The organism is Pseudomonas wadenswilerensis (assembly GCF_900497695.1).
In the GTDB taxonomy this organism is placed as follows: domain Bacteria; phylum Pseudomonadota; class Gammaproteobacteria; order Pseudomonadales; family Pseudomonadaceae; genus Aquipseudomonas; species Aquipseudomonas wadenswilerensis.
In genome coordinates this window covers 109,044-134,420 of record NZ_UIDD01000001.1, presented here as the reverse complement: position 1 = coordinate 134,420, position 25,377 = coordinate 109,044, and the positions used below count along the sequence as shown (strand labels likewise).

Annotated in this window: 24 protein-coding genes; 4 read left to right on the top strand and 20 right to left on the bottom strand. The window is 58.2% G+C overall.

Features of this window, described 5'->3' with window-relative positions; translation table 11 throughout:
* Positions 1-163 precede the first annotated feature (163 nt).
* The 19 genes from glmU to rpmH all read right to left on the bottom strand — a co-directional run bounded on the left by glmU (position 164) and on the right by rpmH (position 17,593).
* The gene (glmU, locus tag CCOS864_RS00665) at positions 164-1,531 is read right to left on the bottom strand and encodes a bifunctional UDP-N-acetylglucosamine diphosphorylase/glucosamine-1-phosphate N-acetyltransferase GlmU (protein ID WP_115084570.1); all 1,368 of its coding nucleotides are present in this window, start codon (positions 1,529-1,531) and stop codon (positions 164-166) included.
* A 123-nt stretch (positions 1,532-1,654) separates the two neighbouring features.
* Complete coding sequence (locus tag CCOS864_RS00660; RefSeq protein WP_038997917.1) at positions 1,655-2,074, bottom strand: F0F1 ATP synthase subunit epsilon; 420 nt, start codon at positions 2,072-2,074, stop codon at positions 1,655-1,657.
* Positions 2,075-2,118: 44 nt separating this feature from the next.
* A complete protein-coding gene (gene atpD, locus CCOS864_RS00655) occupies positions 2,119-3,495 on the bottom strand; it encodes a F0F1 ATP synthase subunit beta (RefSeq protein WP_115084568.1) in 1,377 nt (458 codons plus the stop codon).
* 27 nt (positions 3,496-3,522) lie between these two features.
* The gene (atpG, locus tag CCOS864_RS00650; protein ID WP_038997915.1) at positions 3,523-4,383 is read right to left on the bottom strand and encodes a F0F1 ATP synthase subunit gamma; all 861 of its coding nucleotides are present in this window, start codon (positions 4,381-4,383) and stop codon (positions 3,523-3,525) included.
* Between the two features lie 50 nt (positions 4,384-4,433).
* Positions 4,434-5,978 (bottom strand): F0F1 ATP synthase subunit alpha, encoded by a 1,545-nt coding sequence (gene atpA, locus CCOS864_RS00645; RefSeq protein WP_038997914.1) that lies wholly within the window; start codon positions 5,976-5,978, stop codon positions 4,434-4,436.
* Between the two features lie 21 nt (positions 5,979-5,999).
* Complete coding sequence (locus CCOS864_RS00640; protein ID WP_115084566.1) at positions 6,000-6,536, bottom strand: F0F1 ATP synthase subunit delta; 537 nt, start codon at positions 6,534-6,536, stop codon at positions 6,000-6,002.
* Positions 6,537-6,548: 12 nt separating this feature from the next.
* Complete coding sequence (locus CCOS864_RS00635) at positions 6,549-7,019, bottom strand: F0F1 ATP synthase subunit B (RefSeq protein WP_010222733.1); 471 nt, start codon at positions 7,017-7,019, stop codon at positions 6,549-6,551.
* 57 nt (positions 7,020-7,076) lie between these two features.
* On the bottom strand, positions 7,077-7,334 hold the full coding sequence (gene atpE / locus CCOS864_RS00630) for a F0F1 ATP synthase subunit C (protein ID WP_003097235.1): 258 nt from the start codon (positions 7,332-7,334) through the stop codon (positions 7,077-7,079).
* A 143-nt stretch (positions 7,335-7,477) separates the two neighbouring features.
* Positions 7,478-8,347, bottom strand: a complete 870-nt coding sequence (gene atpB, locus CCOS864_RS00625) for a F0F1 ATP synthase subunit A (RefSeq protein ID WP_115084564.1) — start codon at positions 8,345-8,347, stop codon at positions 7,478-7,480.
* A gap of 16 nt (positions 8,348-8,363) precedes the next feature.
* Positions 8,364-8,771 (bottom strand): F0F1 ATP synthase subunit I, encoded by a 408-nt coding sequence (locus tag CCOS864_RS00620; protein WP_010222722.1) that lies wholly within the window; start codon positions 8,769-8,771, stop codon positions 8,364-8,366.
* Positions 8,772-8,920: 149 nt separating this feature from the next.
* Positions 8,921-9,793 carry a ParB/RepB/Spo0J family partition protein gene (locus CCOS864_RS00615; RefSeq protein ID WP_045199401.1) on the bottom strand — a complete coding sequence of 291 codons (873 nt, stop codon included), beginning with the start codon at positions 9,791-9,793 and terminating at the stop codon, positions 8,921-8,923.
* Between the two features lie 9 nt (positions 9,794-9,802).
* A complete protein-coding gene (locus CCOS864_RS00610) occupies positions 9,803-10,594 on the bottom strand; it encodes a ParA family protein (protein ID WP_010222720.1) in 792 nt (263 codons plus the stop codon).
* Positions 10,595-10,612: 18 nt separating this feature from the next.
* Positions 10,613-11,257, bottom strand: a complete 645-nt coding sequence (rsmG, locus tag CCOS864_RS00605) for a 16S rRNA (guanine(527)-N(7))-methyltransferase RsmG (RefSeq protein ID WP_115084562.1) — start codon at positions 11,255-11,257, stop codon at positions 10,613-10,615.
* Entirely contained in the window at positions 11,254-13,146 is a 1,893-nt protein-coding gene (mnmG, locus tag CCOS864_RS00600) for a tRNA uridine-5-carboxymethylaminomethyl(34) synthesis enzyme MnmG (protein WP_115084996.1), read from the bottom strand. Before mnmG ends, rsmG begins: the two co-directional genes overlap by 4 nt.
* Before the next feature lie 517 nt (positions 13,147-13,663).
* The gene (mnmE, locus tag CCOS864_RS00595) at positions 13,664-15,034 is read right to left on the bottom strand and encodes a tRNA uridine-5-carboxymethylaminomethyl(34) synthesis GTPase MnmE (protein WP_115084559.1); all 1,371 of its coding nucleotides are present in this window, start codon (positions 15,032-15,034) and stop codon (positions 13,664-13,666) included.
* A gap of 83 nt (positions 15,035-15,117) precedes the next feature.
* Positions 15,118-16,800 (bottom strand): membrane protein insertase YidC, encoded by a 1,683-nt coding sequence (gene yidC / locus CCOS864_RS00590; RefSeq protein ID WP_115084557.1) that lies wholly within the window; start codon positions 16,798-16,800, stop codon positions 15,118-15,120.
* Between the two features lie 2 nt (positions 16,801-16,802).
* Positions 16,803-17,048 (bottom strand): membrane protein insertion efficiency factor YidD, encoded by a 246-nt coding sequence (gene yidD / locus CCOS864_RS00585; RefSeq protein ID WP_080764817.1) that lies wholly within the window; start codon positions 17,046-17,048, stop codon positions 16,803-16,805.
* Positions 17,041-17,445: a ribonuclease P protein component gene (rnpA, locus tag CCOS864_RS00580; protein WP_010222710.1), complete on the bottom strand. Its 405-nt coding sequence runs from the start codon at positions 17,443-17,445 to the stop codon at positions 17,041-17,043. The genes yidD and rnpA overlap by 8 nt, the downstream gene beginning before the upstream one ends.
* A gap of 13 nt (positions 17,446-17,458) precedes the next feature.
* The gene (gene rpmH, locus CCOS864_RS00575; RefSeq protein ID WP_002551315.1) at positions 17,459-17,593 is read right to left on the bottom strand and encodes a 50S ribosomal protein L34; all 135 of its coding nucleotides are present in this window, start codon (positions 17,591-17,593) and stop codon (positions 17,459-17,461) included.
* A gap of 592 nt (positions 17,594-18,185) precedes the next feature.
* On the opposite strand from rpmH, the gene dnaA reads away from it, so the two are divergent.
* Genes dnaA through gyrB form a run of 4 tightly spaced genes read left to right on the top strand, consistent with a single transcriptional unit; the run spans position 18,186 to position 24,392 of the window.
* Positions 18,186-19,703: a chromosomal replication initiator protein DnaA gene (dnaA, locus tag CCOS864_RS00570; protein WP_115084556.1), complete on the top strand. Its 1,518-nt coding sequence runs from the start codon at positions 18,186-18,188 to the stop codon at positions 19,701-19,703.
* Between the two features lie 40 nt (positions 19,704-19,743).
* Positions 19,744-20,847 (top strand): DNA polymerase III subunit beta, encoded by a 1,104-nt coding sequence (dnaN, locus tag CCOS864_RS00565; RefSeq protein ID WP_038997897.1) that lies wholly within the window; start codon positions 19,744-19,746, stop codon positions 20,845-20,847.
* A 19-nt stretch (positions 20,848-20,866) separates the two neighbouring features.
* Positions 20,867-21,970, top strand: coding sequence for a DNA replication/repair protein RecF (recF, locus tag CCOS864_RS00560; protein WP_010222707.1), 1,104 nt, complete (start codon positions 20,867-20,869; stop codon positions 21,968-21,970).
* Between the two features lie 4 nt (positions 21,971-21,974).
* Complete coding sequence (gyrB, locus tag CCOS864_RS00555; RefSeq protein ID WP_115084554.1) at positions 21,975-24,392, top strand: DNA topoisomerase (ATP-hydrolyzing) subunit B; 2,418 nt, start codon at positions 21,975-21,977, stop codon at positions 24,390-24,392.
* An 88-nt stretch (positions 24,393-24,480) separates the two neighbouring features.
* On the opposite strand, the gene CCOS864_RS00550 is transcribed toward gyrB, so the two are convergent.
* Positions 24,481-25,371, bottom strand: coding sequence for a DUF2950 domain-containing protein (locus CCOS864_RS00550; RefSeq protein WP_115084552.1), 891 nt, complete (start codon positions 25,369-25,371; stop codon positions 24,481-24,483).
* Between the last annotated feature and the right edge of the window lie 6 nt (positions 25,372-25,377).

Here is a 25,377-nt window from a genome sequence, read left to right as displayed (position 1 = left end):
AGATAATGATGCCAATCAAAACCTATAGCGACTCATGCGTCAAGGACGCTGAAAAGATTTTCTTAATGTGAACAACTTTCTCCACAGCACGACTTTATCCACAGAATGAAAAAGGCCGACTTATGCACAATCCCGTCGGCCTTCTTTTTCAGCTGTGGGTAACTCAGCTCTTCTTGATCTTCTCCGGCCGCTTCCAGCCATCGATATTGCGCTGACGCGCCCGACCGACCGCCAACTGCGCCGCTTCAACGTTCTGGGTAATAGTTGAACCCGCTGCGGTGGTGGCGCCGTCGAGGATATCCACAGGCGCTACCAGCGAGTTGTTCGAGCCGATGAACACGTCTTCACCCAGCACGGTCTTGAACTTGTTGGCGCCGTCATAGTTACAGGTGATGGTGCCGGCCCCAATGTTGGTACGCGCGCCGACCTCGGCATCACCCAGGTAAGTCAGGTGACCGGCCTTGGCGCCTTCACCCAGGTGGGCGTTCTTCAATTCGACAAAGTTACCCACATGGGCACGCGCTTCGAGCACGCTGCCTGGACGCAGGCGGGCAAACGGGCCGGCATCACTGCCTTCACCCATGATCGCGCCTTCCAGATGGCTGTTGGCTTTGACCACCACACCCTTGCGCAGGGTGCTGTTCTTGATCACGCAGTTCGGGCCGATGACGACGTCGTCTTCGATGACCACGCGACCTTCGAGGATCACGTTGATATCGATCAGCACGTCGCGACCAACGGTCACTTCACCACGTACATCGAAGCGCGCCGGGTCACGCAGGGTCACGCCCTGGGCCATCAGGCGGCGGCCTTCGCGCAGCTGATAGTGACGCTCCAGCTCAGCCAGCTGGCGACGGTCGTTGGCGCCCTGCACTTCCATCGGGTCCAGCGGCTGTTCGGTGGCGACCACCAGGCCATCGGCCACGGCCATGGCGATGACGTCGGTGAGGTAGTACTCGCCCTGGGCGTTGTTGTTCGACAGCCGGCCCAGCCAGTCAGCCAGGCGCGCGCCCGGGACGGCGAGGATGCCGGTGTTGCCTTCGTTGATAGCTTTCTGTGCGTCGCTGGCATCCTTGTGCTCGACGATCGCCGCCACCTGACCCTGGGCATCACGGACGATGCGGCCATAGCCGGTCGGATCATCCAGGGTCACGGTCAGCAGGCCAAGCTGCTGCGGGGTGACCTTGGCAAGCAAACGCTTGAGCGTGTCTACCTCGATCAGTGGTACATCGCCGTAGAGGATCAGCACGGTATCGGCATTCAGTGCCGGTAGGGCCTGGGCCACGGCGTGGCCGGTGCCCAACTGCTTGTCTTGCAGCACGAAGTTCAGGTCATCGGCGGCCAGTCGTTCACGTACCAGCTCCGCACCATGCCCGATCACCACATGAATACCCTGCGGCTGCAGTTGGCGGGCACTGTGGATAACATGGCCGAGCATGGAGTCGCCGGCGACCGGATGCAGCACCTTGGGCAGCGCCGAGCGCATGCGGGTACCTTGGCCTGCGGCGAGAATAACGATATCGAGAGACATTGACTGGCTACCAATCCTGGGGGGTCAGCGCTGTGACCAGAAGAAGAAATTCGGAAAAAGAAAAAGGGTAGCCGAGGCTACCCTTTAACTCAATCGCAACGGAAGTGATCGGCGAGCGCCAGATTACTTGCCTTTGCGCATTTGCTGGACGGTACGCAGCTGGGCTGCGGCCTCGGCCAGACGTGCGGCGGCGGCGCCGTAGTCGAAATCCGCGCCTTTCAGATTCAGGGCGTTCTCGGCAGCCTTGAGGGCTTCCTGAGCCTGAGCCTCGTCCAGGTCTGCAGCACGTTGCACAGTATCGGCAAGCACCTTGACCATGTTCGGCTGGACCTCGAGGAAACCACCAGAGATGTAGAACACCTCTTGGGCGCCACCCTGCTTGGTCAGCGTGATCGGACCTGGCTTCAGATTAGTGATCAGCGGGGCGTGGCCTGGAGCGATACCAAGATCACCCAGGTTGCCGTGCGCAATCACCATCTCGACCAGACCGGAGAAAATTTCCCCTTCCGCGCTGACGATATCGCAATGGACTGTCATAGCCATCTGCTTGCCTCAACCTGATTAGCGCCCCTTGCGGGGCGCCGGGATTACAGTTTCTTGGCTTTCTCGACGGCTTCTTCGATGCTGCCGACCATGTAGAACGCTTGTTCTGGCAGGTGGTCGTAGTCACCTTTGAGGATGCCGCTGAAGCCTGCAATGGTGTCTTTCAGGGAAACGTATTTACCTGGAGAACCGGTGAAGACTTCGGCCACGAAGAACGGCTGGGACAGGAAGCGCTGGATCTTACGAGCGCGCGATACCAGCTGCTTGTCGGTTTCGGACAGTTCGTCCATACCCAGAATGGCGATGATGTCCTTCAGCTCTTTGTAGCGCTGCAGAACATACTGAACGCCACGAGCGGTGTCGTAGTGCTCGTTGCCGATCACGTTCGGGTCCAGCTGGCGCGAAGTCGAGTCCAGTGGATCGACCGCTGGGTAGATACCCAGGGAGGCGATGTCACGGGACAGTACGACGGTAGCGTCCAAGTGGGCGAAGGTGGTCGCTGGCGACGGGTCGGTCAGGTCGTCCGCAGGTACGTATACGGCCTGGATCGAGGTGATCGAACCTTCCTTGGTCGAAGTGATACGCTCTTGCAGAACGCCCATCTCTTCAGCCAGGGTCGGCTGGTAACCTACTGCCGAAGGCATACGGCCCAGCAGTGCGGATACTTCGGTACCGGCCAGGGTGTAACGATAGATGTTGTCGACGAACAGCAGAACGTCGTTACCTTCGTCACGGAACTTCTCAGCCATGGTCAGGCCGGTCAGCGCTACGCGCAGACGGTTTCCTGGTGGCTCGTTCATCTGACCGTAGACCAGCGCTACTTTGTCGAGAACGTTGGAGTCCTTCATCTCGTGGTAGAAGTCGTTACCCTCACGAGTACGCTCACCCACACCGGCGAACACGGAATAACCGCTGTGCTCGATGGCGATGTTACGGATCAGTTCCATCATGTTTACGGTTTTGCCTACACCGGCACCACCGAACAGACCAACTTTACCGCCCTTGGCGAACGGGCAAACCAGGTCGATAACCTTGATGCCGGTTTCCAGCAGGTCGTTGCCGCCTGCCTGGTCAGCGAACGAAGGAGCGTCGCGGTGGATACCCCAGCGCTCTTCTTCACCGATCGGGCCAGCTTCGTCGATTGGGTTACCCAGGACGTCCATGATCCGGCCCAGGGTCGCTTTACCGACTGGTACGGAGATGGCTGCGCCGGTGTCTGCAACGTCCAGACCGCGCTTCAAGCCTTCGGTCGAGCCCATCGCAATGGTACGAACCACGCCGTCGCCCAGCTGCTGCTGAACTTCCAGGGTGGTTTCCGCGCCTACTACTTTCAGCGCGTTGTAAACACTCGGAACGCTGTCACGTGGAAATTCCACGTCGATGACGGCGCCGATGATTTGAACGATACGTCCGCTACTCATAGCTGGATCCTCTGAATATTTGAACCGTTAAACCGCGGCAGCGCCGCCGACGATTTCCGAGATCTCTTGGGTGATCGCAGCCTGACGCGCCTTGTTGTAGATCAGCTGCAATTCGCTGATCAGGTCACCGGCGTTGTCGGTGGCGTTCTTCATCGCGATCATCCGGGCAGCTTGTTCAGCTGCGTTGTTCTCGACCACCGCCTGGTAGACCTGCGACTCCACGTAACGCACCATCAGGCCGTCCAGCAGCTCTTTGGCGTCAGGTTCGTAGAGGTAGTCCCAGTGGTGCTTGAGTTCTTGATCCGGGGTTGCAACCAACGGAATCAACTGCTCGACCGTTGGGGCTTGCGTCATGGTATTGACGAACTTGTTCGATACCACGGACAGACGGTCGATACGACCATCCAGGTAAGCGTCCAGCATGACCTTGACGCTGCCGATCAGATCATTGATCGACGGCTCTTCGCCCAGGTGGCTGATCGCGGCTACGACGTTGCCGCCGAAGCTGCGGAAAAACGCCGCACCCTTGCTGCCAACCACGCAAAGATCGATCTCGATACCTTGCTCGCGGTTGACCGCCATGTCCTTGACCAGAGCCTTGAACAGGTTGGTGTTCAAGCCACCGCACAGACCACGGTCACTGCTCACGACGACATAACCAACGCGCTTTACTTCGCGTTCGATCATGAAGGGGTGGCGGTATTCCGGGTTGGCGTTGGCCAGATGACCGATAACCTGGCGGATACGCTCCGCGTAAGGACGGCTAGCAGCCATGCGCATTTGTGCCTTGCGCATTTTACTGACCGCCACTTTTTCCATGGCGCTGGTAATTTTTTGCGTGCTTTTGATGCTCGCAATCTTACTGCGAATCTCTTTTGCGCCTGCCATGTAACACCTATCAGGTTAGCAAGCGGGGGCCGCAAAGCCCCCGCTGCGGCTTACCAGGTTTGGGTGGCCTTGAACTTCTCGATACCGGCTTTGATGCCAGCGTCGATTTCGTCGTTGAAGTCACCCTTCACGTTGATCTTCGCCATCAGTTCGGCGTGATCACGGTTGAAGTAAGCGATCAGTGCTTGTTCGAAGCTACCAATCTTGGCGATTTCAACGTCGGTCAGGAACCCACGCTCAGCGGCATACAGCGACAGCGCCATGTCCGCGATGGACATTGGAGCGTATTGCTTCTGCTTCATCAGCTCGGTAACACGTTGACCGTGCTCGAGTTGCTTACGGGTGGCTTCGTCCAGGTCAGAAGCGAACTGGGCGAATGCCGCCAGTTCACGGTACTGAGCCAGAGCGGTACGGATACCACCGGAGAGCTTCTTGATGATCTTGGTCTGAGCGGCACCACCCACACGGGATACCGAAACACCGGCGTTCACTGCAGGGCGGATGCCCGAGTTGAACATGGCCGATTCCAGGAAGATCTGACCGTCGGTGATGGAAATCACGTTGGTCGGAACGAACGCGGAAACGTCGCCAGCCTGGGTTTCGATGATCGGCAGTGCGGTCAGGGAACCGGTCTTGCCAGTTACAGCACCGTTGGTGAACTTCTCGACGTACTCTTCGGAAACGCGCGATGCACGCTCCAGCAGACGGGAGTGGAGATAGAACACGTCACCTGGGTACGCTTCACGTCCTGGTGGACGGCGCAGCAGCAGGGAGATCTGACGGTAGGCAACGGCCTGCTTGGACAGGTCATCGTATACGATCAGCGCGTCTTCACCGCGGTCACGGAAGAACTCGCCCATGGTGCAACCGGCGTATGGCGCCAGGAATTGCAGTGCGGCGGATTCCGAAGCACTGGCAACCACCACGATGGTGTTGGCCAGGGCGCCGTTTTCTTCCAGCTTGCGAACGATGTTGGCAACGGTGGAACGCTTCTGGCCGACAGCAACATAAACACAGAAAATACCGGAGTCTTTCTGGTTGATGATGGCGTCGATCGCCATGGCGGTCTTACCGATCTGACGGTCACCGATGATCAGCTCGCGCTGGCCACGGCCGACCGGGATCATGGCGTCGACAGATTTGTAGCCAGTCTGTACAGGCTGGTCTACCGACTTACGCCAGATCACGCCCGGAGCAACTTTCTCGACCGCGTCGGTCTCGGTGTTGCCCAGTGGGCCTTTGCCGTCGATTGGGTTACCCAGTGCGTCGACTACGCGACCCAGCAGTTCCTTACCAACTGGAACCTCGAGGATGCGGCCGGTGCACTTGGCGCTCATGCCTTCAGCGAGGGTGTCGTAGGCGCCCAGTACTACCGCACCAACGGAGTCTTGCTCCAGGTTGAGGGCCATACCGAACACGCCACCTGGAAACTCGATCATTTCGCCGTACATAACGTCGGCCAGACCGTGAATCCGCACGATACCGTCAGAAACGCTGACGACGGTACCCTCGTTGCGGGCTTGGGAGGTCACGTCGAGTTTCTCGATGCGACCCTTGATGATTTCACTAATTTCGGAAGGATTGAGTTGCTGCATTGCTCTGCTGCCCCTTCAAACTCAAGATTTCAATGCTTCGGCCAGTTTCGCGATTTTGCCGCGAACCGAGCCATCGATTACCAGGTCGCCGGCGCGGATCACGACACCACCGATCAGGGTGGCATCCTCCGTCGCATGCAGGCGCACTTCCCGGCTGAGCCGTGCACTGAGAACCTTGGCGAGTTTGTCTTGCTGTTCTTGGTTCAACGCAAAAGCACTGGTGACTTCCACGTCCACGGATTTCTCTTGTTCAGCCTTGTACAGGTCGAACAAAGCCGAAATCTCCGGCAAAAGCAGGAGACGGTCGTTTTCCGCGGCAACATGAATGAAATTCTGTGCCTGTGCATCGAACTTGTCACCGCACACGTCAATAAACGCGGCGGCCTTTTCTGCGCTCGTCAGTCGCGGGGCCTTGAGCAGGCGCTGCATCGTGTCGTCTTCCGACACTGCAGCAGCCAGGCCGAGCATGGCTGACCAATTGGCCAGTTGCTGATGGGCCTGGGCGTGCTCAAAGGCCGCCTTAGCGTAAGGTCGGGCCAACGTGGTCAGTTCTGCCATGATCGCCCTCGCTTAAATTTCAGCGGCCAGTTTATTAACCAGCTCCGCATGCGCGTTTTGATCGATTGTGGCGCCAAGGATCTTTTCAGCACCGCCGACAGCCAGCAGACCCACTTGGGCACGCAGGGCGTCTTTGACACCGTTAATTTCCTGTTCGATCTCGGCCTGAGCCTGAGCCTTCACACGGTCAGCTTCGACGCGGGCCTGATCACGGGCTTCCTCGACGATCTGAGCACCGCGCTTCTTGGCTTGCTCAATGATTTCGGCTGCCTGAGCTTTCGCTTCGCGCAGTTGCTGACCCGCTTTGTCTTGGGCCAACTCCAGGTCGCGAGCTGCTCGGTTGGCAGCGTCCAGTCCATCCGCGATCTTCTTCTGACGTTCTTGCAATGCCGCGATGACCGGAGGCCACACGAACTTCATGCAGAACAGCACAAAAATGAAGAACGCAACGGACTGACCAATCAGGGTTGCATTAATGTTCACGCCAACACCTCGCTCGTTCTTTGTCCATCACACCAAACCACTCGAGAATTCGAGTGATTAGCCGGCGATTTGACCAACGAAGGGATTAGCGAAGGTGAAGAACAGAGCGATACCAACACCGATCATGGTTACGGCGTCGAGCAGACCGGCAACGATGAACATTTTAACTTGCAGCATTGGAACCATCTCTGGCTGACGAGCAGCGCCTTCCAGGAACTTGCCGCCCAGCAGGCCGAAACCAATGGCGGTACCCAGAGCACCCAGGCCGATCAGCAGAGCAACAGCGATAGCGGTAAGACCAACTACAGTTTCCATCTTTCCTCCCGACTTTTACGTCGTATTGGTTAGGTTTTTTAGTTTGAAGCGGTAAAACAAAATCGTTTGGTACAGCTGCCCTTGCGGACTTTTTCGACCCTTCCCCGTACCGGCGCAAGGGTCATCAGACACGCCAGGCGGTCTTAATGGTTATCTTCGTGAGCCATCGACAGGTAGACGATGGTAAGCATCATGAAGATGAACGCTTGCAGGGTGATGATCAGGATGTGGAACACAGCCCACGCCCACTGCAGCACCACGCCCAGGCCGCTGAGCCAGAGCAGGCCGCTGCCGAACATCACGGCAATCAGGATGAACACCAGCTCGCCGGCGTACATGTTGCCGAACAGACGCAGGGCCAGCGAGATTGGCTTGGCAATCAGGGTCACGAATTCGAGCAGGAAGTTGACCGGAATCAGCAGGATCTGAACGAAGATGTTCTTGCTGCCGAACGGGTGCAGGGTCAGCTCGCCGAGGAAGCCGCCGAGGCCTTTGACCTTGATGCTGTAGAAAATGATCAGGGCGAATACGCTGAAGGCCATGGCCAGGGTCGCGTTCGGGTCGGTGGTCGAAACGGCACGGAACGGAATGTGCGGATCACCGGAGATCAGGATGGCCAGCTGCGGAATCCAGTCGACCGGGATCAGGTCGACGGCGTTCATCAGGAAGACCCAGACGAAAATGGTCAGCGCCAGCGGGGCGATCACCGGGCTGCGGCCGTGGAAGCTGTCCTTGACGCTGCCGTCGACGAACTCAACCAGCACTTCTACGAAGTTCTGCAGGCCGCCAGGCTGACCGGAAGTCGCCTTCTTGGCTGCCATGCGGAACAGGAATACGAAAAGCAGACCCAGTGCGACCGACCAACCCAGGGTATCCAGGTGGAAAGCCCAGAAGCCCATTGCCTTGGCTTCTGCTGCGGAATGGGCAAAGCCCCAACCGCCGTCTGGTAGTTGACCGAAGGTCAGGTTCTGCAAGTGGTGCTGGATATAGCCCGAAGCGGTTTCTGCTGCCATGGTTGCCTCAAACGCCCTAAGGTCTCGAAAGTCTTATATTCATCAGCAGGGGCGCGAACCAGCTGACCAACTGGGTCAGCAGAAAGACACCGAAGACTGCTAACGGCGCCAATGGCTTCACTCCTGCGAACGTCAGTGCAAAAAGCACTGCCGTCAAAATCAACTTGCCTGCCTCGCCAGCGTAGAACGACTTGACGATGGCCTGCGCTGCCCTGGCTCCCGTGTAACGAAAAGCCTTCCAGGCGAAATACACATTCGGCAGCCAGGCAATCAGCCCTCCGCAGAGTGCCGAATATCCACTGACCGCCCCGTGCCACTGCCACAACGCCAAAGTTGCCAGCAGAAACACGACACATTGAGCCAACAGTACCGGAAAAACCGCCCAGCGATGGAAAGGCAAGCGGTTTGGCGTGCGGGTTTCCATCACAACTGCTCCTCGAAAGTCGACCAACCAGTCAGCTATGACTTGGCATAATTTGTGCCGACAAAATGCGCGCAGAGTATAGGGGCGGTTTAACCCCTATTCAACTGCCGGGTAGTGATTTCCGACTACGCGCTACAAAAGGAATTGTTTCAGCGGATGTGAGCAAGCACACCTTGCAACTCATCTAGTGAGTTGTAACGGATAACTAACTGGCCCTTGCCCTTGTTGCCGTGACGAATCTGTACGGCCGAGCCCAGACGCTCTGCCAGACGCTGTTCAAGGCGGGTGATGTCCGGGTCCGGCTTGGCAGGTTCTGCGGCCTCAGGCTTACCGTTGAGCCACTGGCGAACCAGTGCTTCAGTCTGGCGCACGGTCAGGCCGCGTGCGACAACGTGACGCGCCCCATCGACCTGCTGTTCATCCGGCAATCCGAGCAATGCCCGGGCGTGACCCATTTCCAGGTCGCCGTGGGACAACATGGTCTTGATCACCTCTGGCAACGAGATCAGGCGCAGCAGGTTGGCCACGGTTACCCGCGACTTGCCCACAGCATCGGCGACCTGTTGCTGGGTCAGCTGGAATTCCTGCTGCAGACGCTGCAGGGCGATGGCCTCTTCCACCGGGTTGAGATCTTCGCGCTGGATGTTCTCGATCAGGGCCATGGCGATGGCCGCTTCATCCGGCACATCGCGGACCATGGCCGGGATGGTGTCCATGCCGGCCTGCTGGCTGGCGCGCCAGCGGCGTTCACCGGCGATGATCTCGAATTTGTTGTCAGCGATCGGGCGCACCACGATCGGCTGCATCACGCCCTGGCTCTTGATCGAGTGGGCGAGTTCTTCCAGTGCCTGCGGGTCCATGTCCCGGCGCGGCTGGTACTTGCCGCGCTGGATCAGGTCGAGCGGCAGGTGTTGCAGTTCCTTTTGGTCGACCTGGACAGCCTGCTCTTCGAGCGCGCTGACGGTCGGACCACTGAGCAGTGCATCCAACCCACGTCCGAGACCCCGTTTCTTAACGGCCATGCGGATTCCTTAAGTTGTCTGTGCAGTGCGGGTTTGACGACGTTGGCGACGAACCAGTTCCCCGGCCAGTGCCAGGTATGCCAGGGCGCCACGCGATTGCTTGTCGTAGGCCAGGGCCGGCATGCCGAAGCTCGGGGCCTCGGCAAGGCGGATGTTGCGTGGAATCACGGTGTCGTACAGCTGGTCGCCGAAGTGTTCCTTGAGCTGTGCGGAAACATCGTTGATCAGGCTCAGACGTGGGTCGTACATGGTCCGCAGCAGGCCTTCGACCTTGAGCTGCGGGTTCAGCCGCTCGCCGATCCGCTTGATGTTATCCACAAGGTCGCTCAAGCCTTCCAGGGCAAAGTATTCACATTGCATCGGAATGATCACGCCATCGGCGGCGACCAGGGCGTTGAGGGTCAACATCGACAGCGACGGCGGGCAGTCGATCAGGATGTAGTCGTAATTCTCGCGGATCGGCGCCAGCGCGGTGCGCAGGCGGCTCTCCTTCATCTGCATTTCCAGCAGGACCACTTCGGCGGCGGTCAGGTCGCGGTTGGCCGGCAGCAGCTGATAGCCGCCGTGCTCGGAGAAGTGCATGGCCTGGGCCAGGTCGCATTCGCCGATCAACAGGTCATAGACCGAATGTTCCAGGACGTGTTTATCCACACCGCTACCCATGGTGGCGTTGCCCTGTGGATCGAGATCGATCAGCAGCACGCGGCGCTTGGTTGCCACCAGCGATGCTGCGAGATTGATACAGGTGGTGGTTTTGCCCACACCACCTTTCTGGTTCGCGATTGCGAATACCTTAGCCATTCTTGCTTGTGTTCCCAGTCATGCCGTGCGGCGCAGTATCAGCAGATGGCGTTGGCCTTGGCAACCCGGAACGGTCAAGGCCTGCTCGCTATCCACTCTGAAATCTGCCGGCAATGCTACCAGCTCATCGGCAGGATGCAGCCCTTTCATTGCCAGCCACTGCGTCTGGGCGTCACCGAGGTGGCGCGTCCAGTTGGTGAAGTTCTCCATGCTGCTGAAAGCACGGGAAACAATTCCGGTGAAAGGCAGCTCCGGTTGGAACTCCTCTACCCGCTTGTGGATAACTGTGAGGTTATCCAGTTTGAGTTCAAGCTTTACCTGGGTCAGGAAGCGGGTTTTCTTGCCGTTGCTGTCGAGCACCGTGACTTGCTTGTCCGGATGCAGGATAGCCAAAGGAATGCCCGGCATGCCACCGCCGCTGCCGACATCCAGCCAGCGCTCGCTGTGGATAAACGGCATGACGCTGAGGCTGTCGAGCAGATGGCGGGAAACCATTTCGTCCGGATTGCGCACGGCGGTCAGGTTGTAGGCCTTGTTCCACTTGATCAGCAAGGCCAGGTAGGCCAGCAGTTGTGCCTGCTGGGCCTCGCTCAGCTCGACACCGAGCTGGCGGGCGCCTGTGGACAACTCTTCGGCGTGTTGAGGGGTGACCTGAGAACTCAAGCGCTTTGCTCCAACTCGCGGCCTGCGCCGCGTTTTTTCAGATGAATCAGCAACAGGGAAATCGCCGCCGGGGTCACGCCGGGGATACGCGAAGCCTGGCCCAGGGTCTCGGGCCGGGTCTGGCCGAGCTTGCCCTGGATTTCCTTGGACAGCCCGGAAATACCGCTGTAATCGATATCGTCGGGCAGGCGGGTGTCTTCGCTGGCGCGCAGCCGGGCGATTTCTTCCTGTTGCCGGTCGATGTAACCGGCGTATTTGGTCTTGATTTCAACCTGTTCGGCCACCTGCGGGTCGATCTCGGCACCGCCGGTCACTTCCATCAGCCCGGCGTAATCGATTTCCGGGCGAGTCAGCAGGTTGAGCAGGTTGTATTCATGGCTCAACGGCGTGCCGAATTTCTCGGCAATGGCCTGACCTTGGGTGGTGTCCGGGCGGACCCAGGTGGATTTGAGACGCTGTTCTTCCAGGGCGATGCTTTCGCGCTTGGCACTGAACGCGGCCCAGCGCTCGTCATCGACCAGGCCCAGTTCGCGACCTTTCTCGGTCAGGCGCAGATCGGCGTTGTCTTCACGCAGGATCAGCCGGTATTCGGCGCGCGAAGTGAACATGCGGTACGGCTCCTGGGTACCCAGGGTAATCAGGTCGTCAACCAGCACCCCGATGTACGCTTCATCGCGGCGTGGGCACCAGCTTTCGCGGCCTTGCGCACGCAGTGCGGCGTTGGTACCCGCGAGCAGACCCTGGGCACCGGCTTCTTCGTAGCCAGTGGTGCCGTTGATCTGGCCGGCAAAGAACAGCCCGCCAATCACCTTGGTTTCCAGGCTGTACTTGAGATCACGTGGATCGAAGTAGTCGTATTCGATGGCGTAGCCCGGGCGCACGATGTGGGCGTTTTCCATGCCGCGGATCGAGCGGACGATCTGCAACTGCACATCGAACGGCAGGGATGTGGATATCCCGTTCGGATAGAGCTCGTGGGTGTTCAGGCCTTCGGGCTCGATGAACACCTGATGGCTTTCCTTGTCGGCGAAGCGGTGGATCTTGTCTTCGATCGACGGGCAGTAGCGTGGGCCAATGCCTTCGATGACCCCGGAGTACATCGGCGAACGATCGAGGTTCGAGGCAATGATCTCGTGGGTCCGGGCGTTGGTGTGGGTAATCCAGCAGCTGACCTGACGCGGATGCTGCTCCTTGGAGCCCATGAACGACATCACCGGGATCGGCGTGTCACCCGGTTGCTCGGTCATCACCGAGAAATCCACAGAGCGGCCGTCGATGCGCGGCGGCGTACCGGTTTTCAAGCGACCAACGCGCAGCGGCAGTTCACGCAGGCGGCGAGCCAGGGCAATCGATGGCGGATCGCCGGCGCGGCCGCCGGAGTAATTCTGCAAACCGATGTGGATAAGTCCACCGAGGAAGGTTCCGGTGGTCAGCACTACGGAGTCAGCGAGAAAACGCAGACCCATTTGCGTCACCACCCCACGTACCTGGTCCTGCTCGACGATCAGGTCGTCGCACGACTGCTGGAATATCCACAGGTTGGGCTGGTTCTCGAGAATCTCGCGCACCACCGATTTGTAGATGGCGCGGTCGGCCTGGGCGCGAGTAGCGCGCACGGCTGGGCCTTTGCGGTTGTTCAAAACACGGAACTGGATACCGCTCTTGTCAGTGGCCAGTGCCATGGCACCGCCGAGCGCATCGATTTCCTTGACCAGGTGGCTCTTGCCGATGCCACCGATGGCCGGGTTGCAACTCATATGACCGAGGGTTTCCACGTTGTGGGTCAACAGCAGGGTTTTTACACCCATGCGTGCAGACGCAAGCGCAGCCTCGGTACCGGCATGGCCGCCGCCGATGACGATCACTTCAAAACGGGAAGGGAAATCCACCACGCACCTCGTGCCTGTTTCGGGAATAGATAGGGATAACGCACAAGTATAGGGACTTACCCCCCTCTAAAGGAACCTTTTGCACAAAATTTAACCAGGCTGTGGATGAATGGCGAGTAATAGAAATTAAAAGAGAGAAATTTATTAAAGCTTTGTTTTTATGTTTATTCTTAGTCAGGCACCTTTCTGTGGATAAGGTTCTACAGGCCTTTATTTACCTTATGTACAGAGATTCAAAACCCTGTGGTCTACCCGGGATGAGCGTTCTGGATAAGCGCTTTAAGCCTGTGGATGAAATGGTCAGTTACCCACAAGCGTAGTTATCTCCAGCCTTGAAGGCCAGTTATCAACGGAGCTGAAGGTGGGTTTTCCACAGGGCTTATGTCAGAGAATTGTGGATAGACGCGCAGGCATCAGCGCAGCACGAGCACTGTGGCTGTACTGACCAGGAGAGGGGATTGGAGAAAAAGGCTGCTGCAGTCGGGTCCGTTGCAGACCCGACGGTAGATCAGGATGTTTACTTGCCGATACAGAAACTGGAGAAGATCCGCCCAAGCAAGTCATCAGAGCTGAATGCCCCGGTAATCTCGCCCAGGGCTTGTTGAGCCTGGCGCAGATCCTCTGCCAGCAGTTCACCGGCACCGGCAAGGGTCAACTGGGCGCGGCCGTGCTCCAGGTGTGCACTGGCCTGACGCAATGCCTCCAGGTGGCGCCTGCGTGCGCTGAAGCTGCTTTCGGCAGTCTGTTCATAACCCATGCAGGCCTTCAGGTGCTCGCGCAGCAGCTCAAGGCCCATGTCGCTGTCCTTGGCACTGAGGGTAATGGTGACATGGCCATCTTCACTCTGTTCCATGGCAATCGCGTCGCCGCTCAAATCCGCCTTGTTACGAATCAGCGTGACCTTGGCCGGATCCGGACGCAGATCGAGGAATTCCGGCCACAGGGCAAACGGATCACTGGCTTCCGGTGCTGTGGAGTCGACCACCAGCAATACCCGATCGGCTTCGTTGATAGCCTTGAGGGCGCGTTCGACGCCGATCTTTTCCACATGGTCATCGGTATCACGCAACCCGGCCGTGTCGACAACGTGCAGCGGCATGCCGTCGATGTGGATATGTTCGCGCAGGATGTCCCGGGTGGTGCCGGCGATATCGGTGACAATCGCCGCCTCGCGGCCAGCCAGAACGTTAAGCAGGCTCGACTTGCCGGCGTTCGGCCGGCCGGCAATCACCACCGTCATGCCGTCACGCAGCAAGGCCCCCTGCCCGGCTTCGCGCTGCACTGTGGATAAATTGTTGCGCACGTCATCGAGCATACCCAGCACGTGACCGTCGGCGAGAAAGTCGATTTCTTCTTCGGGGAAGTCGATTGCCGCTTCCACATAAATACGCAGGCTGATCAATTTCTCCGTGAGGTTATCCACACGTCGGGAAAACTCGCCCTGCAGCGAGCGCAAGGCATTACGCGCCGCCTGGGCAGAACTGGCTTCGATCAGGTCGGCGATTGCCTCGGCCTGGGCCAGGTCGAGCTTATCGTTGAGGAACGCACGCTCGCTGAATTCACCCGGACGCGCCAGGCGGCAACCCAGTTGTACACAGCGCTGCAGGAGCATATCGAGCACAACCGGGCCGCCGTGGCCCTGCAGCTCCAGCACGTCTTCACCGGTGAAGGAGTTGGGCCCTGGGAAAAACAGCGCAATGCCTTCATCCAGTACCAGGCCATCTTCAGCGCGGAACGGGCCATAATGGGCGTGCCGCGGCGTTAACGTTTTTCCACAGATGGCCAGCCCGGCTTGTTCGGCCAGAGGGCCGGATAGCCGCACGATCCCCACGCCCCCACGTCCCTGGGCGGTAGCGATGGCGGCAATGGTTTCACGCACAGTGTTCATGCTCGAAGGCCTCACGACAAAAACGACAGATAGCAAAACGCCCCACGAGGGGGCGTTTATCCACAGGTTAGCTGGCTAACCCGTCAAGCAGCGGCTTTCTTGGTAGCCTTTTCGATGCCGCGGGTGATGTACCACTGCTGTGCGATCGACAAGCAGTTGTTCACAACCCAGTACAGCACCAGACCTGCAGGGAACCACAGGAAGAAGAAGGTGAAGATGATTGGCATCAGCTTCATCACCTTGGCCTGCATCGGATCCGGCGGAGTCGGGTTCAGCTGCTGCTGGATGAACATGGTCGCGCCCATGATGATCGGCAGGATGAAGAACGGATCCTTGATCGACAGGTCAGTGATCCAGAACATCCATGGCGCCTGACGCATCTCGACGCTTTCCAGCAGAACCCAGTACAGCGAGAGGAAGACCGGCATCTGCACCAGGATCGGCAGGCAGCCGCCGAGCGGGTTGATCTTCTCTTTCTTGTACAGCTCCATCATGGCTTGCGACATTTTCTGCCGGTCGTCGCCATGTTGTTCTTTCAAGATCGCCAGTTTTGGTGCCACGGCACGCATGCGCGCCATCGAACGGTAGCTGGCAGCCGACAGCGGGAAGAACAGTGCCTTGATCAGCATGGTCAGGACAATGATCGACCAGCCCCAGTTGCCGAGCAGGCTGTGGATATGTTGCAGCAGCCAGAAGATGGGCTGGGCAATGAACCACAGAATGCCGTAGTCGACGGTCAGTTCCAGACCTGGGGACAACTCTTTGAGTTTGTCCTGAACCTTGGGACCGGCATACAACACGGTGCTGGTTTCGGCTTTACCGCCGGCGGCAACGTTCAATGCCGGGCCGGTGAAACCGATGATGTAATTGCCTTGGCTGTCCTTACGGGTCTGAACGATGTTGTTGTCAGACTTGTTAGGAATCCAGGCAGTTACAAAGTAGTGCTGCAGCCAGGCTACCCAGCCACCGGAAACATTTTCTTTCAGATTTCCCTTGTCGATGTCTTTCATCGACACCTTTTTGTAGGGCTCCGAACTTGTCCACAGGGCGGCACCCAGATAGGTCGCCGTACCGGTTGCGGTGCTCGAGGAAGGATCCGAGCTGGCGTCGCGCTTGAGTTGCGCGAACAGGTTACCGGTCCAGGGCTGGGCGCTCTGGTTGTCGATCAGGTAGGTGACGGTCAGGTCGTACTCACCGCGCTTGAAGCTGAAGCGCTTGATGTAGTTGACGCCGGCATCGCTGAACTTCAGGTCGACGACCAGTTGGTCCTGACCATCGGCCAGTTGATAACTTTTCTGATCAGCGGCATACAGCGGACGGCCAGACGAACGTGCATCCGGGCCGTTGGCGCCAGTCAGACCGCTCTGTGCCAGGTAAGTACGCTCACCACCGTTGTCGAACAACTGGAACGGAATGTCCGGATGGTCCTGACGGCGTGGGTACTTCGGCAGCATCAGCTGGGCGATGTCACCACCTTTGGGATCGATAGCCAGATCGAGGACATCAGTCTTGACCCGAATCAGGTCCTTGCTGACCACTACCGGGGCAAGTTCTGCTGGGCTGGATTCAGCGTTGGCGCTCGGTACATCGGCGCTGGCGCCAGTGTTACCGGCCTGCGCGGTGTCCGGCAGGGCCGGGGCAACGTTGCTGGCAGCAGTATTCTGAGTCGGCAGGGCAGCCTGGCCATAGTCCTGGTTCCAGTTAAGGACCATGACGTAGGACACGATTGCCAGGGCGACGATCAGGATCGTGCGTTTAATATCCATGATTACTCGGCTATCGAAGAAGTACGGGAAGAGGAGGCAGGTGGAACCGGGTCAAAACCACCGGCATTCCACGGATGACAACGCCCCAGGCGACGAACGGTAAGCCACCCGCCGCGTAAAAGGCCATGTGTTTCGATGGCTTCGTACGCATAGCAGGAGCAACTGGGGTAGAAACGACAGTGACTGGCCATCAGAGGACTAATGGCATAACGGTAAAACTGGATCGGAACGAGCGCCAGTTTACGCATCTTGACTGTCTACCCCCACAGAGTCGGTGTTAACCACTGGAGCGGGCCGACTGCGTGCAAGGCGCTTCCAGAGCTTGCCAAAATGTTGGTGCAATTCTGGGTTTTCAATCTCGCCCAACCCTTTGCGCGCGACGATCACGATATCCCAACCGGCAAGCGAATGCTGGTTCAGGCGAAACGAATCGCGCATCAGGCGTTTCAGGCGATTGCGTTGAACGGAGAGCTTGACGCTCTTTTTCCCGATCACAAGCCCCAGGCGGGGATGATCAAGACCGTTCTCGCGAGCAAGGATCAGCAGGCATTTCCCTGGAACCTTGCCGGTTGGGGAGTCGAAGACCGCTTTGAAGTGTCGGGGAATAAGCAGACGCTTTTCCCGACTGAAGTCCTGACTCACCACCAGTGCCGAAAAATCAAACTGCCAGGCGCTTACGGCCTTTGGCACGGCGACGCGACAGAACGGCACGACCGTTCTTGGTGGCCATACGGGCACGGAAACCGTGAGTGCGAGCGCGCTTGATGGTGCTTGGTTGGAAAGTACGTTTCATGGCGTGTTACCTGGTTCGTCGACAACGGGCCGGAATGGCCCCCGTTTTAAGAGACCGGCGATTCTAGAGAAAGCAGGGCCGTAGGTCAATTTCCAACCAGCTTTTCCTTATGGACGGAAAATCGGCTTCATTCGGGGGATCGCTCGGAGCGGGCTGACAGGTCGCGAGTAACGGATCACTTAAACATAGAAAAAAAGAGAGGACTTATTTAAAGCTTTTTAGTGAATCTTATAAATCTTATGTGGACGATTTCTGTGGATAACAAGCTATAGCCCTTGAAATACGTAATGTACAGAGGAAAGAAACCTTGTCGAGAAGAGGTGCTCTGACTGTGTTGTACCCTCGGAAAAGCTGTGGATCAAATGGCCTGTTATCCACAGGCAGGTTATCCACCGATTTCGACCCCCAGTTGTGCAAAGACCTCAGGCGAGGTTATCCACAGGGCTTATTCACATGGCCAGAACGACATTTTGGTCACTAAACTGCTGATTTATCGCCATCCTCGACGCACCTGCATGTGGATAACTGCGCTGGCGCTGGGTACAATGGGCGCTTGTTTTTGCCTCACCGGCTTTCAACTCAGGGGATATCCGTGTCAGTGGAACTTTGGCAGCAGTGCGTGGAGCTTCTGCGCGATGAACTGCCTGCCCAGCAATTCAACACCTGGATCCGTCCGCTACAGGTCGAAGCCGAAGGCGACGAGTTGCGCGTCTATGCGCCCAACCGTTTCGTTCTCGACTGGGTCAATGAAAAGTACCTGAGCCGTCTGCTCGAGCTGCTGGGTGAACACGGCAACGGTATTGCGCCTGCCCTTTCCTTATTAATAGGCAGCAGACGCAGTTCGGCGCCGCGTGCCGCGCCTAATGCACCGCTCGCCGCGGCTGTAGCCGCATCCCAGGCCCAGGCTGCGAAAACTGCGGTGGTCAACGAACCTGTAGCCGCACCCGTAGCAGCACCGGCACCGGTGGCCGAAGTCGAGGAAGCACCTTCGCGTGACAGCTTCGATTCCATGGGCGAAACCAATGCCGCCCCGGCGCCAAGCGGCCGCACCGAACAACGCACCGTGCAGGTCGAGGGTGCGCTCAAGCACACCAGCTACCTGAACCGCACCTTTACCTTCGAGAACTTCGTCGAAGGTAAGTCCAACCAGCTGGCCCGCGCTGCGGCCTGGCAGGTTGCCGACAACCCCAAGCATGGCTACAACCCGCTGTTCCTGTACGGCGGTGTGGGCCTGGGTAAAACCCACTTGATGCACGCTGTGGGTAACCACCTGCTCAAGAAGAACCCGAATGCCAAGGTGGTGTACCTGCACTCCGAGCGCTTCGTCGCCGATATGGTCAAGGCGCTGCAACTCAATGCCATCAACGAGTTCAAGCGTTTCTACCGTTCGGTCGATGCGCTGCTGATCGATGACATTCAGTTCTTTGCCCGTAAAGAGCGTTCCCAGGAAGAGTTTTTCCACACCTTCAACGCCCTGCTCGAAGGCGGTCAGCAGGTCATTCTGACCAGCGATCGTTATCCGAAGGAGATCGAAGGGCTGGAAGAGCGCCTGAAGTCGCGTTTCGGCTGGGGCCTGACCGTCGCGGTAGAGCCTCCGGAGCTCGAAACCCGGGTAGCGATCCTGATGAAGAAGGCCGATCAGGCCAAGGTCGACCTGCCGCACGATGCTGCTTTCTTTATCGCTCAGCGAATTCGCTCGAACGTGCGTGAACTCGAAGGCGCACTGAAACGGGTGATTGCGCATTCGCACTTCATGGGTCGCGACATCACCATCGAGCTGATTCGCGAATCGCTCAAGGATCTTTTGGCACTGCAGGACAAACTGGTGAGTGTGGATAACATCCAGCGCACCGTTGCCGAGTACTACAAGATCAAGATCTCCGATCTGTTGTCCAAACGTCGTTCCCGTTCGGTAGCCCGTCCGCGGCAGGTCGCCATGGCCTTGTCCAAAGAGCTGACCAACCACAGCCTGCCGGAAATCGGCGACGTTTTCGGCGGCCGCGATCACACCACCGTGTTGCATGCGTGCCGCAAGATCAACGAACTCAAGGAATCCGACGCGGATATCCGCGAGGACTACAAGAACCTGCTGCGGACTCTGACGACTTGATGAACGTCAGCGCAGCTTATTAAAGGCAAGGGACTAGACCATGCATTTCACCATTCAACGCGAAGCCCTGTTGAAACCCCTGCAACTGGTCGCAGGCGTCGTCGAGCGCCGCCAGACCTTGCCGGTACTGTCCAACGTACTGCTGGTGGTACAAGGTCAGCAATTATCGCTGACCGGTACCGACCTGGAAGTGGAACTGGTAGGCCGTGTGCAGCTGGAAGAGCCGGCTGAGCCTGGCGAGATCACCGTGCCTGCGCGCAAGCTGATGGATATCTGCAAAAGCCTGCCCAACGACGTGCTGATCGATATCAAGCTCGATGAGCAGAAGCTCGTGGTCAAGGCCGGCCGTAGCCGCTTCACCCTGTCGACCCTGCCAGCCAATGATTTCCCGACGGTGGAAGAAGGCCCTGGCTCGCTGACCTGCAACCTGGAGCAAAGCCGCCTGCGCCGCCTGATCGAGCGCACCAGCTTCGCCATGGCCCAGCAGGACGTGCGCTACTACCTCAACGGCATGCTGCTGGAAGTGTCCACCGATACGCTGCGCGCCGTCGCCACCGACGGTCACCGTCTGGCCATGTGCTCGATGCGTGCCGATATCGGCCAGGCTGATCGCCACCAGGTCATCGTACCGCGCAAAGGTATCCTCGAACTGGCGCGCCTGCTCACCGAACCGGATGGCATGGTCAGCATCGTTCTGGGTCAGCACCATATTCGCGCCACCACCGGTGAGTTCACCTTCACCTCCAAGCTGGTCGATGGCAAGTTCCCCGACTACGAGCGTGTACTGCCCAAGGGCGGCGACAAGCTGGTGGTCGGCGACCGTCAGGCACTGCGTGAGGCCTTCAGCCGTACCGCGATTCTGTCCAACGAGAAGTACCGCGGCATCCGCCTGCAACTGGCCAATGCCCAGTTGAAGATTCAGGCCAACAACCCTGAGCAGGAAGAAGCGGAAGAAGAAATCAGCGTCGAGTACAACGGTAGTTCGCTGGAAATCGGCTTTAACGTCAGCTACTTGCTCGACGTACTGGGTGTCATGACCACTGAGCAGGTTCGTCTGATCCTGTCGGACTCCAACAGCAGTGCCCTGCTGCAGGAAGCTGACAACGACGACTCCGCTTACGTTGTCATGCCGATGCGTCTGTAATTTGTCCAGCAGACTCTAGATGTCCCTCAGTCGCGTTTCTGTCACCGCGGTGCGTAACTTGCACCCGGTGACCTTCTCTCCCTCCCCCCGCATCAATATCCTGTACGGCGCCAACGGCAGCGGCAAAACCAGCGTGCTGGAAGCCGTTCATCTGTTGGGCCTGGCCCGCTCGTTTCGCAGCACTCGCCTCACGCCGGTCATTCAGTACGAGCAACTGGCTTGTACGGTATTCGGCCAGGTCGAGTTAAGCGAAGGCGGTTCGAGCAACCTGGGGATTTCGCGGGATCGGCAAGGTGAGTTCACCATTCGCATCGACGGGCAGAACGCCCGTAGTGCTGCACAGTTGGCAGAGATACTGCCCCTGCAACTGATCAACCCGGACAGTTTTCGCCTGCTCGAAGGCGCTCCGAAAATACGTCGGCAGTTCCTCGATTGGGGAGTGTTCCACGTGGAACCCCGCTTCATGGCCACATGGCAACGCCTGCAGAAGGCTTTGCGGCAGCGGAACTCATGGTTGCGGCATGGTACACTTGACGCTGTTTCGCAAGCGGCCTGGGACCGGGAACTGTGCCTGGCCAGCGCGGAAATAGATGAATACCGTCGCAATTACATCAAGGCCTTGAAGCCCGTCTTTGAGCAAACCCTGAGCGATTTGGTCGAGCTCGAAGGGCTGACCCTAAGCTATTACCGTGGCTGGGACAAGGATCGCGAACTCAGTGAAGTGCTCGCCTCCTCCCTGCAACGTGATCAGCACATGGGCCATACCCAGGCCGGCCCACAACGTGCCGACCTGCGCCTGAGACTCGGCGCCCATAACGCGGCTGACATTTTGTCTCGCGGCCAGCAGAAGCTGGTGGTCTGTGCATTGCGTATCGCCCAAGGCCATCTGGTTAGCCAGGCGCGTCGCGGCCAATGTATTTATCTGGTGGATGACTTGCCGTCGGAACTCGACGACCAGCACCGCCGCGCACTTTGTCGCTTGTTGGAAGACTTACGCTGCCAGGTGTTTATCACCTGTGTAGATCAAGAATTATTGAGGGAAGGCTGGCAGACGGAAACGCCAGTTGCTTTGTTCCACGTGGAACAGGGCCGTATCACCCAGACCCACGACCATCGGGAGTGAAGGCATGAGCGAAAATCAAACGTACGACTCCTCCAGCATCAAGGTGCTGAAAGGGCTAGATGCCGTGCGCAAGCGTCCCGGTATGTACATTGGCGACACCGATGATGGTAGCGGCCTGCACCACATGGTGTTCGAGGTGGTCGATAACTCGATCGACGAGGCACTCGCCGGCCACTGCGATGACATCACCGTAATTATTCACCCGGACGAATCCATCAGTGTTCGCGACAACGGTCGTGGCATTCCGGTTGACGTGCATAAAGAGGAAGGCGTTTCCGCCGCCGAGGTCATCATGACCGTCCTCCATGCGGGCGGTAAGTTCGACGACAACTCCTACAAAGTATCCGGCGGTCTGCACGGTGTAGGTGTGTCGGTAGTTAACGCTCTCTCCGAGCAGTTGATCCTCACCGTTCGCCGCAGTGGCAAGATCTGGGAACAGACTTACGTCCACGGTGTTCCACAAGCGCCGATGAAAATCGTTGGCGAAAGTGAAACCACCGGTACCCACATCCACTTCAAGCCATCGGCTGAAACCTTTAAGAATATCCACTTCAGCTGGGACATCCTGGCCAAGCGGATTCGTGAACTGTCCTTCCTCAACTCCGGCGTTGGCATCCTGCTGAAGGATGAGCGTTCGGGCAAAGAAGAGCATTTCAAATACGAAGGCGGTCTGCGTGCCTTCGTTGAATACCTGAACACCAACAAGACTCCGGTCAACCAGGTATTCCATTTCAGCGTTCAGCGTGAAGACGGCGTGGGTGTGGAAATCGCCCTGCAGTGGAACGACAGCTTTAACGAGAACCTGTTGTGCTTCACCAACAACATTCCGCAGCGCGACGGTGGTACTCACCTGGTCGGTTTCCGCTCGGCGTTGACCCGTAACCTGAACAACTACATCGAGCAGGAAGGCCTGGCCAAGAAGAACAAGGTTTCGACCACCGGCGACGACGCCCGTGAAGGTCTGACCGCGATCATCTCGGTGAAGGTGCCAGATCCGAAGTTCAGCTCGCAGACCAAAGACAAGCTGGTGTCCTCGGAAGTGAAAACAGCCGTGGAACAGGAGATGGGCAAGTACTTCTCCGACTTCCTGCTGGAGAACCCGAACGAAGCCAAAGCAGTTGTCGGCAAGATGATCGACGCCGCTCGTGCCCGTGAAGCTGCACGTAAAGCGCGGGAAATGACTCGCCGCAAAGGTGCGCTGGATATCGCCGGCTTGCCGGGCAAACTGGCGGACTGCCAGGAGAAGGACCCTGCTCTTTCCGAACTGTACCTGGTGGAGGGTGACTCCGCGGGTGGCTCGGCCAAGCAAGGCCGTAACCGCAAGACCCAGGCGATCCTGCCGCTCAAGGGCAAGATTCTCAACGTCGAGAAAGCACGCTTCGACAAGATGATCTCGTCCCAGGAAGTGGGCACGCTGATCACCGCGCTGGGCTGTGGTATCGGCCGCGAAGAGTACAACATCGACAAGCTGCGCTATCACAACATCATCATCATGACCGATGCTGACGTCGACGGTTCGCACATCCGTACCCTGCTGCTGACCTTCTTCTTCCGTCAGCTGCCGGAACTGGTCGAGCGTGGTTACATCTACATCGCTCAGCCGCCGCTGTACAAGGTCAAGAAAGGCAAGCAAGAGCAGTACATCAAAGACGACGACGCCATGGAAGAGTACATGACTCAGTCGGCTCTGGAAGATGCCAGCCTGCACCTGGACGAATCCGCACCACCTGTTTCCGGCGTCGAGCTGGAGCGTCTGGTCAACGAATTCCGTACCGTGATGAAAACCCTCAAGCGTCTGTCGCGCCTGTACCCGCAGGAGCTGACCGAGCACTTCGTCTACCTGCCGGCGGTCTCGCTGGAGCAGCTGGGCGACCACGCTGCCATGCAGGAATGGCTGGGCAAGTTCGAAGAGCGCCTGCGTATCAGCGAGAAGTCCGGCCTGCTGTACAAGGCCAGCCTGCGCGAAGACAAAGAGCGCAACGTCTGGCTGCCGGAAGTGGAAATCACCTCCCACGGCCTGGCCAGCTATGTCACCTTCAACCGTGACTTCTTCGGCAGCAACGACTACCGCACCGTCACCGCCCTCGGTGCACAGCTGAGTACCCTGCTGGGTGAAGGCGCCTACGTGCAACGTGGCGAGCGCAAGAAAGCCATCACCGAGTTCAAGGAAGCCCTCGACTGGCTGATGACCGAAAGCACCAAGCGCCACACTATTCAGCGATACAAAGGTCTGGGTGAGATGAACCCGGATCAGCTGTGGGAAACCACCATGGACCCAACTGTGCGCCGCATGCTCAAGGTGACCATCGAAGACGCGATCGCTGCCGATCAGATCTTCAACACCCTGATGGGCGACGCCGTTGAGCCACGTCGTGAGTTCATCGAGAGCAACGCTCTGGCAGTGTCCAACCTGGACTTCTGATCAGGTGTAGGTTCAAAAATGCAACATCATCAAGCCCGCTCACGCGGGCTTTTTGTTGCGTTGGCTTCCATGTGTTGAGCTGCTCGGTTCAGCGCGCCTCTTCCTCGTCCTTTACTTCGCTCCAACTGCTGTCGGGGTCGAAACGCGTAATCGCAGCAGCTTGCTTGGCGCTGTCACGACCGAGGTCTTTCTCGAACAGTTCGCCGTCGTGGCTGATCATGAAACTCATCACGCCAGTGTCGCCGTAGTCTGCCGGCCAGGCGATCACGGCAAAGCCGCGCGTCATGCGATCGCCAATCATGTAGTCATAGGCGCCGCCCGGCGCCGAAGGGCCTTGGCCAGTGAGGATGCGATAGTGGTAGCCGTGCCAGTCGTCGCCAGTCGCGGTATCTCCAAAAAGCGGTCCGAGCGGACTTTCTTCGACACCGCCCTCTTCCGGCCAGTACAGGCCGTCGAACTGCCCGTCGCTACTGATGAACTTCTGCGCGTATTCGAGGACCCCATCGTCATTACGATCAATCTCGGCGTAATCCATCTGCGCGTCGTGATAGGCACGCGCCGCTTGAATTGTCGCCAGTTCGTCGCGTCCGATGCGGCGCTGGCGGATTTCATCGGCGCCAGCTTTGGTGTCGAATGCCCAACCGCCAGGATTGTGTCTGATGGGAATCGGGAACATCCAGGGCGTGTCGCCGACGACCAGATGTGCACGCTTCGGGTTGTCGGACTGAACCTGATGTTTTTCCTTGTAGAGGGAGAGAAAGGCATCAACATCTTTACGATCGACGTTCTTGGTCGGGATATAACTCTTCCAGTCGTTGCCGAGCAAGTTCGCCAACTGTTGGCTATCGGCCTTTTCACTTCCAAGCGCCTGCACCAGTGCTTCGCCGGCGGCCTCCGGGGTTGGGAAGTGTTTCTGAGCGAAACTGCTGGATGTCCAGAACAGGAGCAGAACCAGCACAGTTCGACTAGCAGCATTCATGACTGA

Bases quoted from the DNA above. Each gene is read 5' to 3' on its own strand.
- CCOS864_RS00620 (WP_010222722.1), bottom strand. From the start codon at position 8,771: ATGGAAACCCGCACGCCAAACCGCTTGCCTTTCCATCGCTGGGCGGTT.
- CCOS864_RS00550 (WP_115084552.1), bottom strand. From the start codon at position 25,371: ATGAATGCTGCTAGTCGAACTGTGCTGGTTCTGCTCCTGTTCTGGACA.
- atpD (WP_115084568.1), bottom strand. From the start codon at position 3,495: ATGAGTAGCGGACGTATCGTTCAAATCATCGGCGCCGTCATCGACGTG.
- mnmE (WP_115084559.1), bottom strand. From the start codon at position 15,034: ATGAACACTGTGCGTGAAACCATTGCCGCCATCGCTACCGCCCAGGGA.
- CCOS864_RS00640 (WP_115084566.1), bottom strand. From the start codon at position 6,536: ATGGCAGAACTGACCACGTTGGCCCGACCTTACGCTAAGGCGGCCTTT.
- glmU (WP_115084570.1), bottom strand. From the start codon at position 1,531: ATGTCTCTCGATATCGTTATTCTCGCCGCAGGCCAAGGTACCCGCATG.
- CCOS864_RS00660 (WP_038997917.1), bottom strand. From the start codon at position 2,074: ATGGCTATGACAGTCCATTGCGATATCGTCAGCGCGGAAGGGGAAATT.
- gyrB (WP_115084554.1), top strand. From the start codon at position 21,975: ATGAGCGAAAATCAAACGTACGACTCCTCCAGCATCAAGGTGCTGAAA.
- atpB (WP_115084564.1), bottom strand. From the start codon at position 8,347: ATGGCAGCAGAAACCGCTTCGGGCTATATCCAGCACCACTTGCAGAAC.
- yidD (WP_080764817.1), bottom strand. From the start codon at position 17,048: ATGCGTAAACTGGCGCTCGTTCCGATCCAGTTTTACCGTTATGCCATT.
- atpA (WP_038997914.1), bottom strand. From the start codon at position 5,978: ATGCAGCAACTCAATCCTTCCGAAATTAGTGAAATCATCAAGGGTCGC.
- atpE (WP_003097235.1), bottom strand. From the start codon at position 7,334: ATGGAAACTGTAGTTGGTCTTACCGCTATCGCTGTTGCTCTGCTGATC.
- atpG (WP_038997915.1), bottom strand. From the start codon at position 4,383: ATGGCAGGCGCAAAAGAGATTCGCAGTAAGATTGCGAGCATCAAAAGC.
- CCOS864_RS00615 (WP_045199401.1), bottom strand. From the start codon at position 9,793: ATGGCCGTTAAGAAACGGGGTCTCGGACGTGGGTTGGATGCACTGCTC.
- CCOS864_RS00610 (WP_010222720.1), bottom strand. From the start codon at position 10,594: ATGGCTAAGGTATTCGCAATCGCGAACCAGAAAGGTGGTGTGGGCAAA.
- dnaN (WP_038997897.1), top strand. From the start codon at position 19,744: ATGCATTTCACCATTCAACGCGAAGCCCTGTTGAAACCCCTGCAACTG.
- recF (WP_010222707.1), top strand. From the start codon at position 20,867: ATGTCCCTCAGTCGCGTTTCTGTCACCGCGGTGCGTAACTTGCACCCG.
- rpmH (WP_002551315.1), bottom strand. From the start codon at position 17,593: ATGAAACGTACTTTCCAACCAAGCACCATCAAGCGCGCTCGCACTCAC.
- yidC (WP_115084557.1), bottom strand. From the start codon at position 16,800: ATGGATATTAAACGCACGATCCTGATCGTCGCCCTGGCAATCGTGTCC.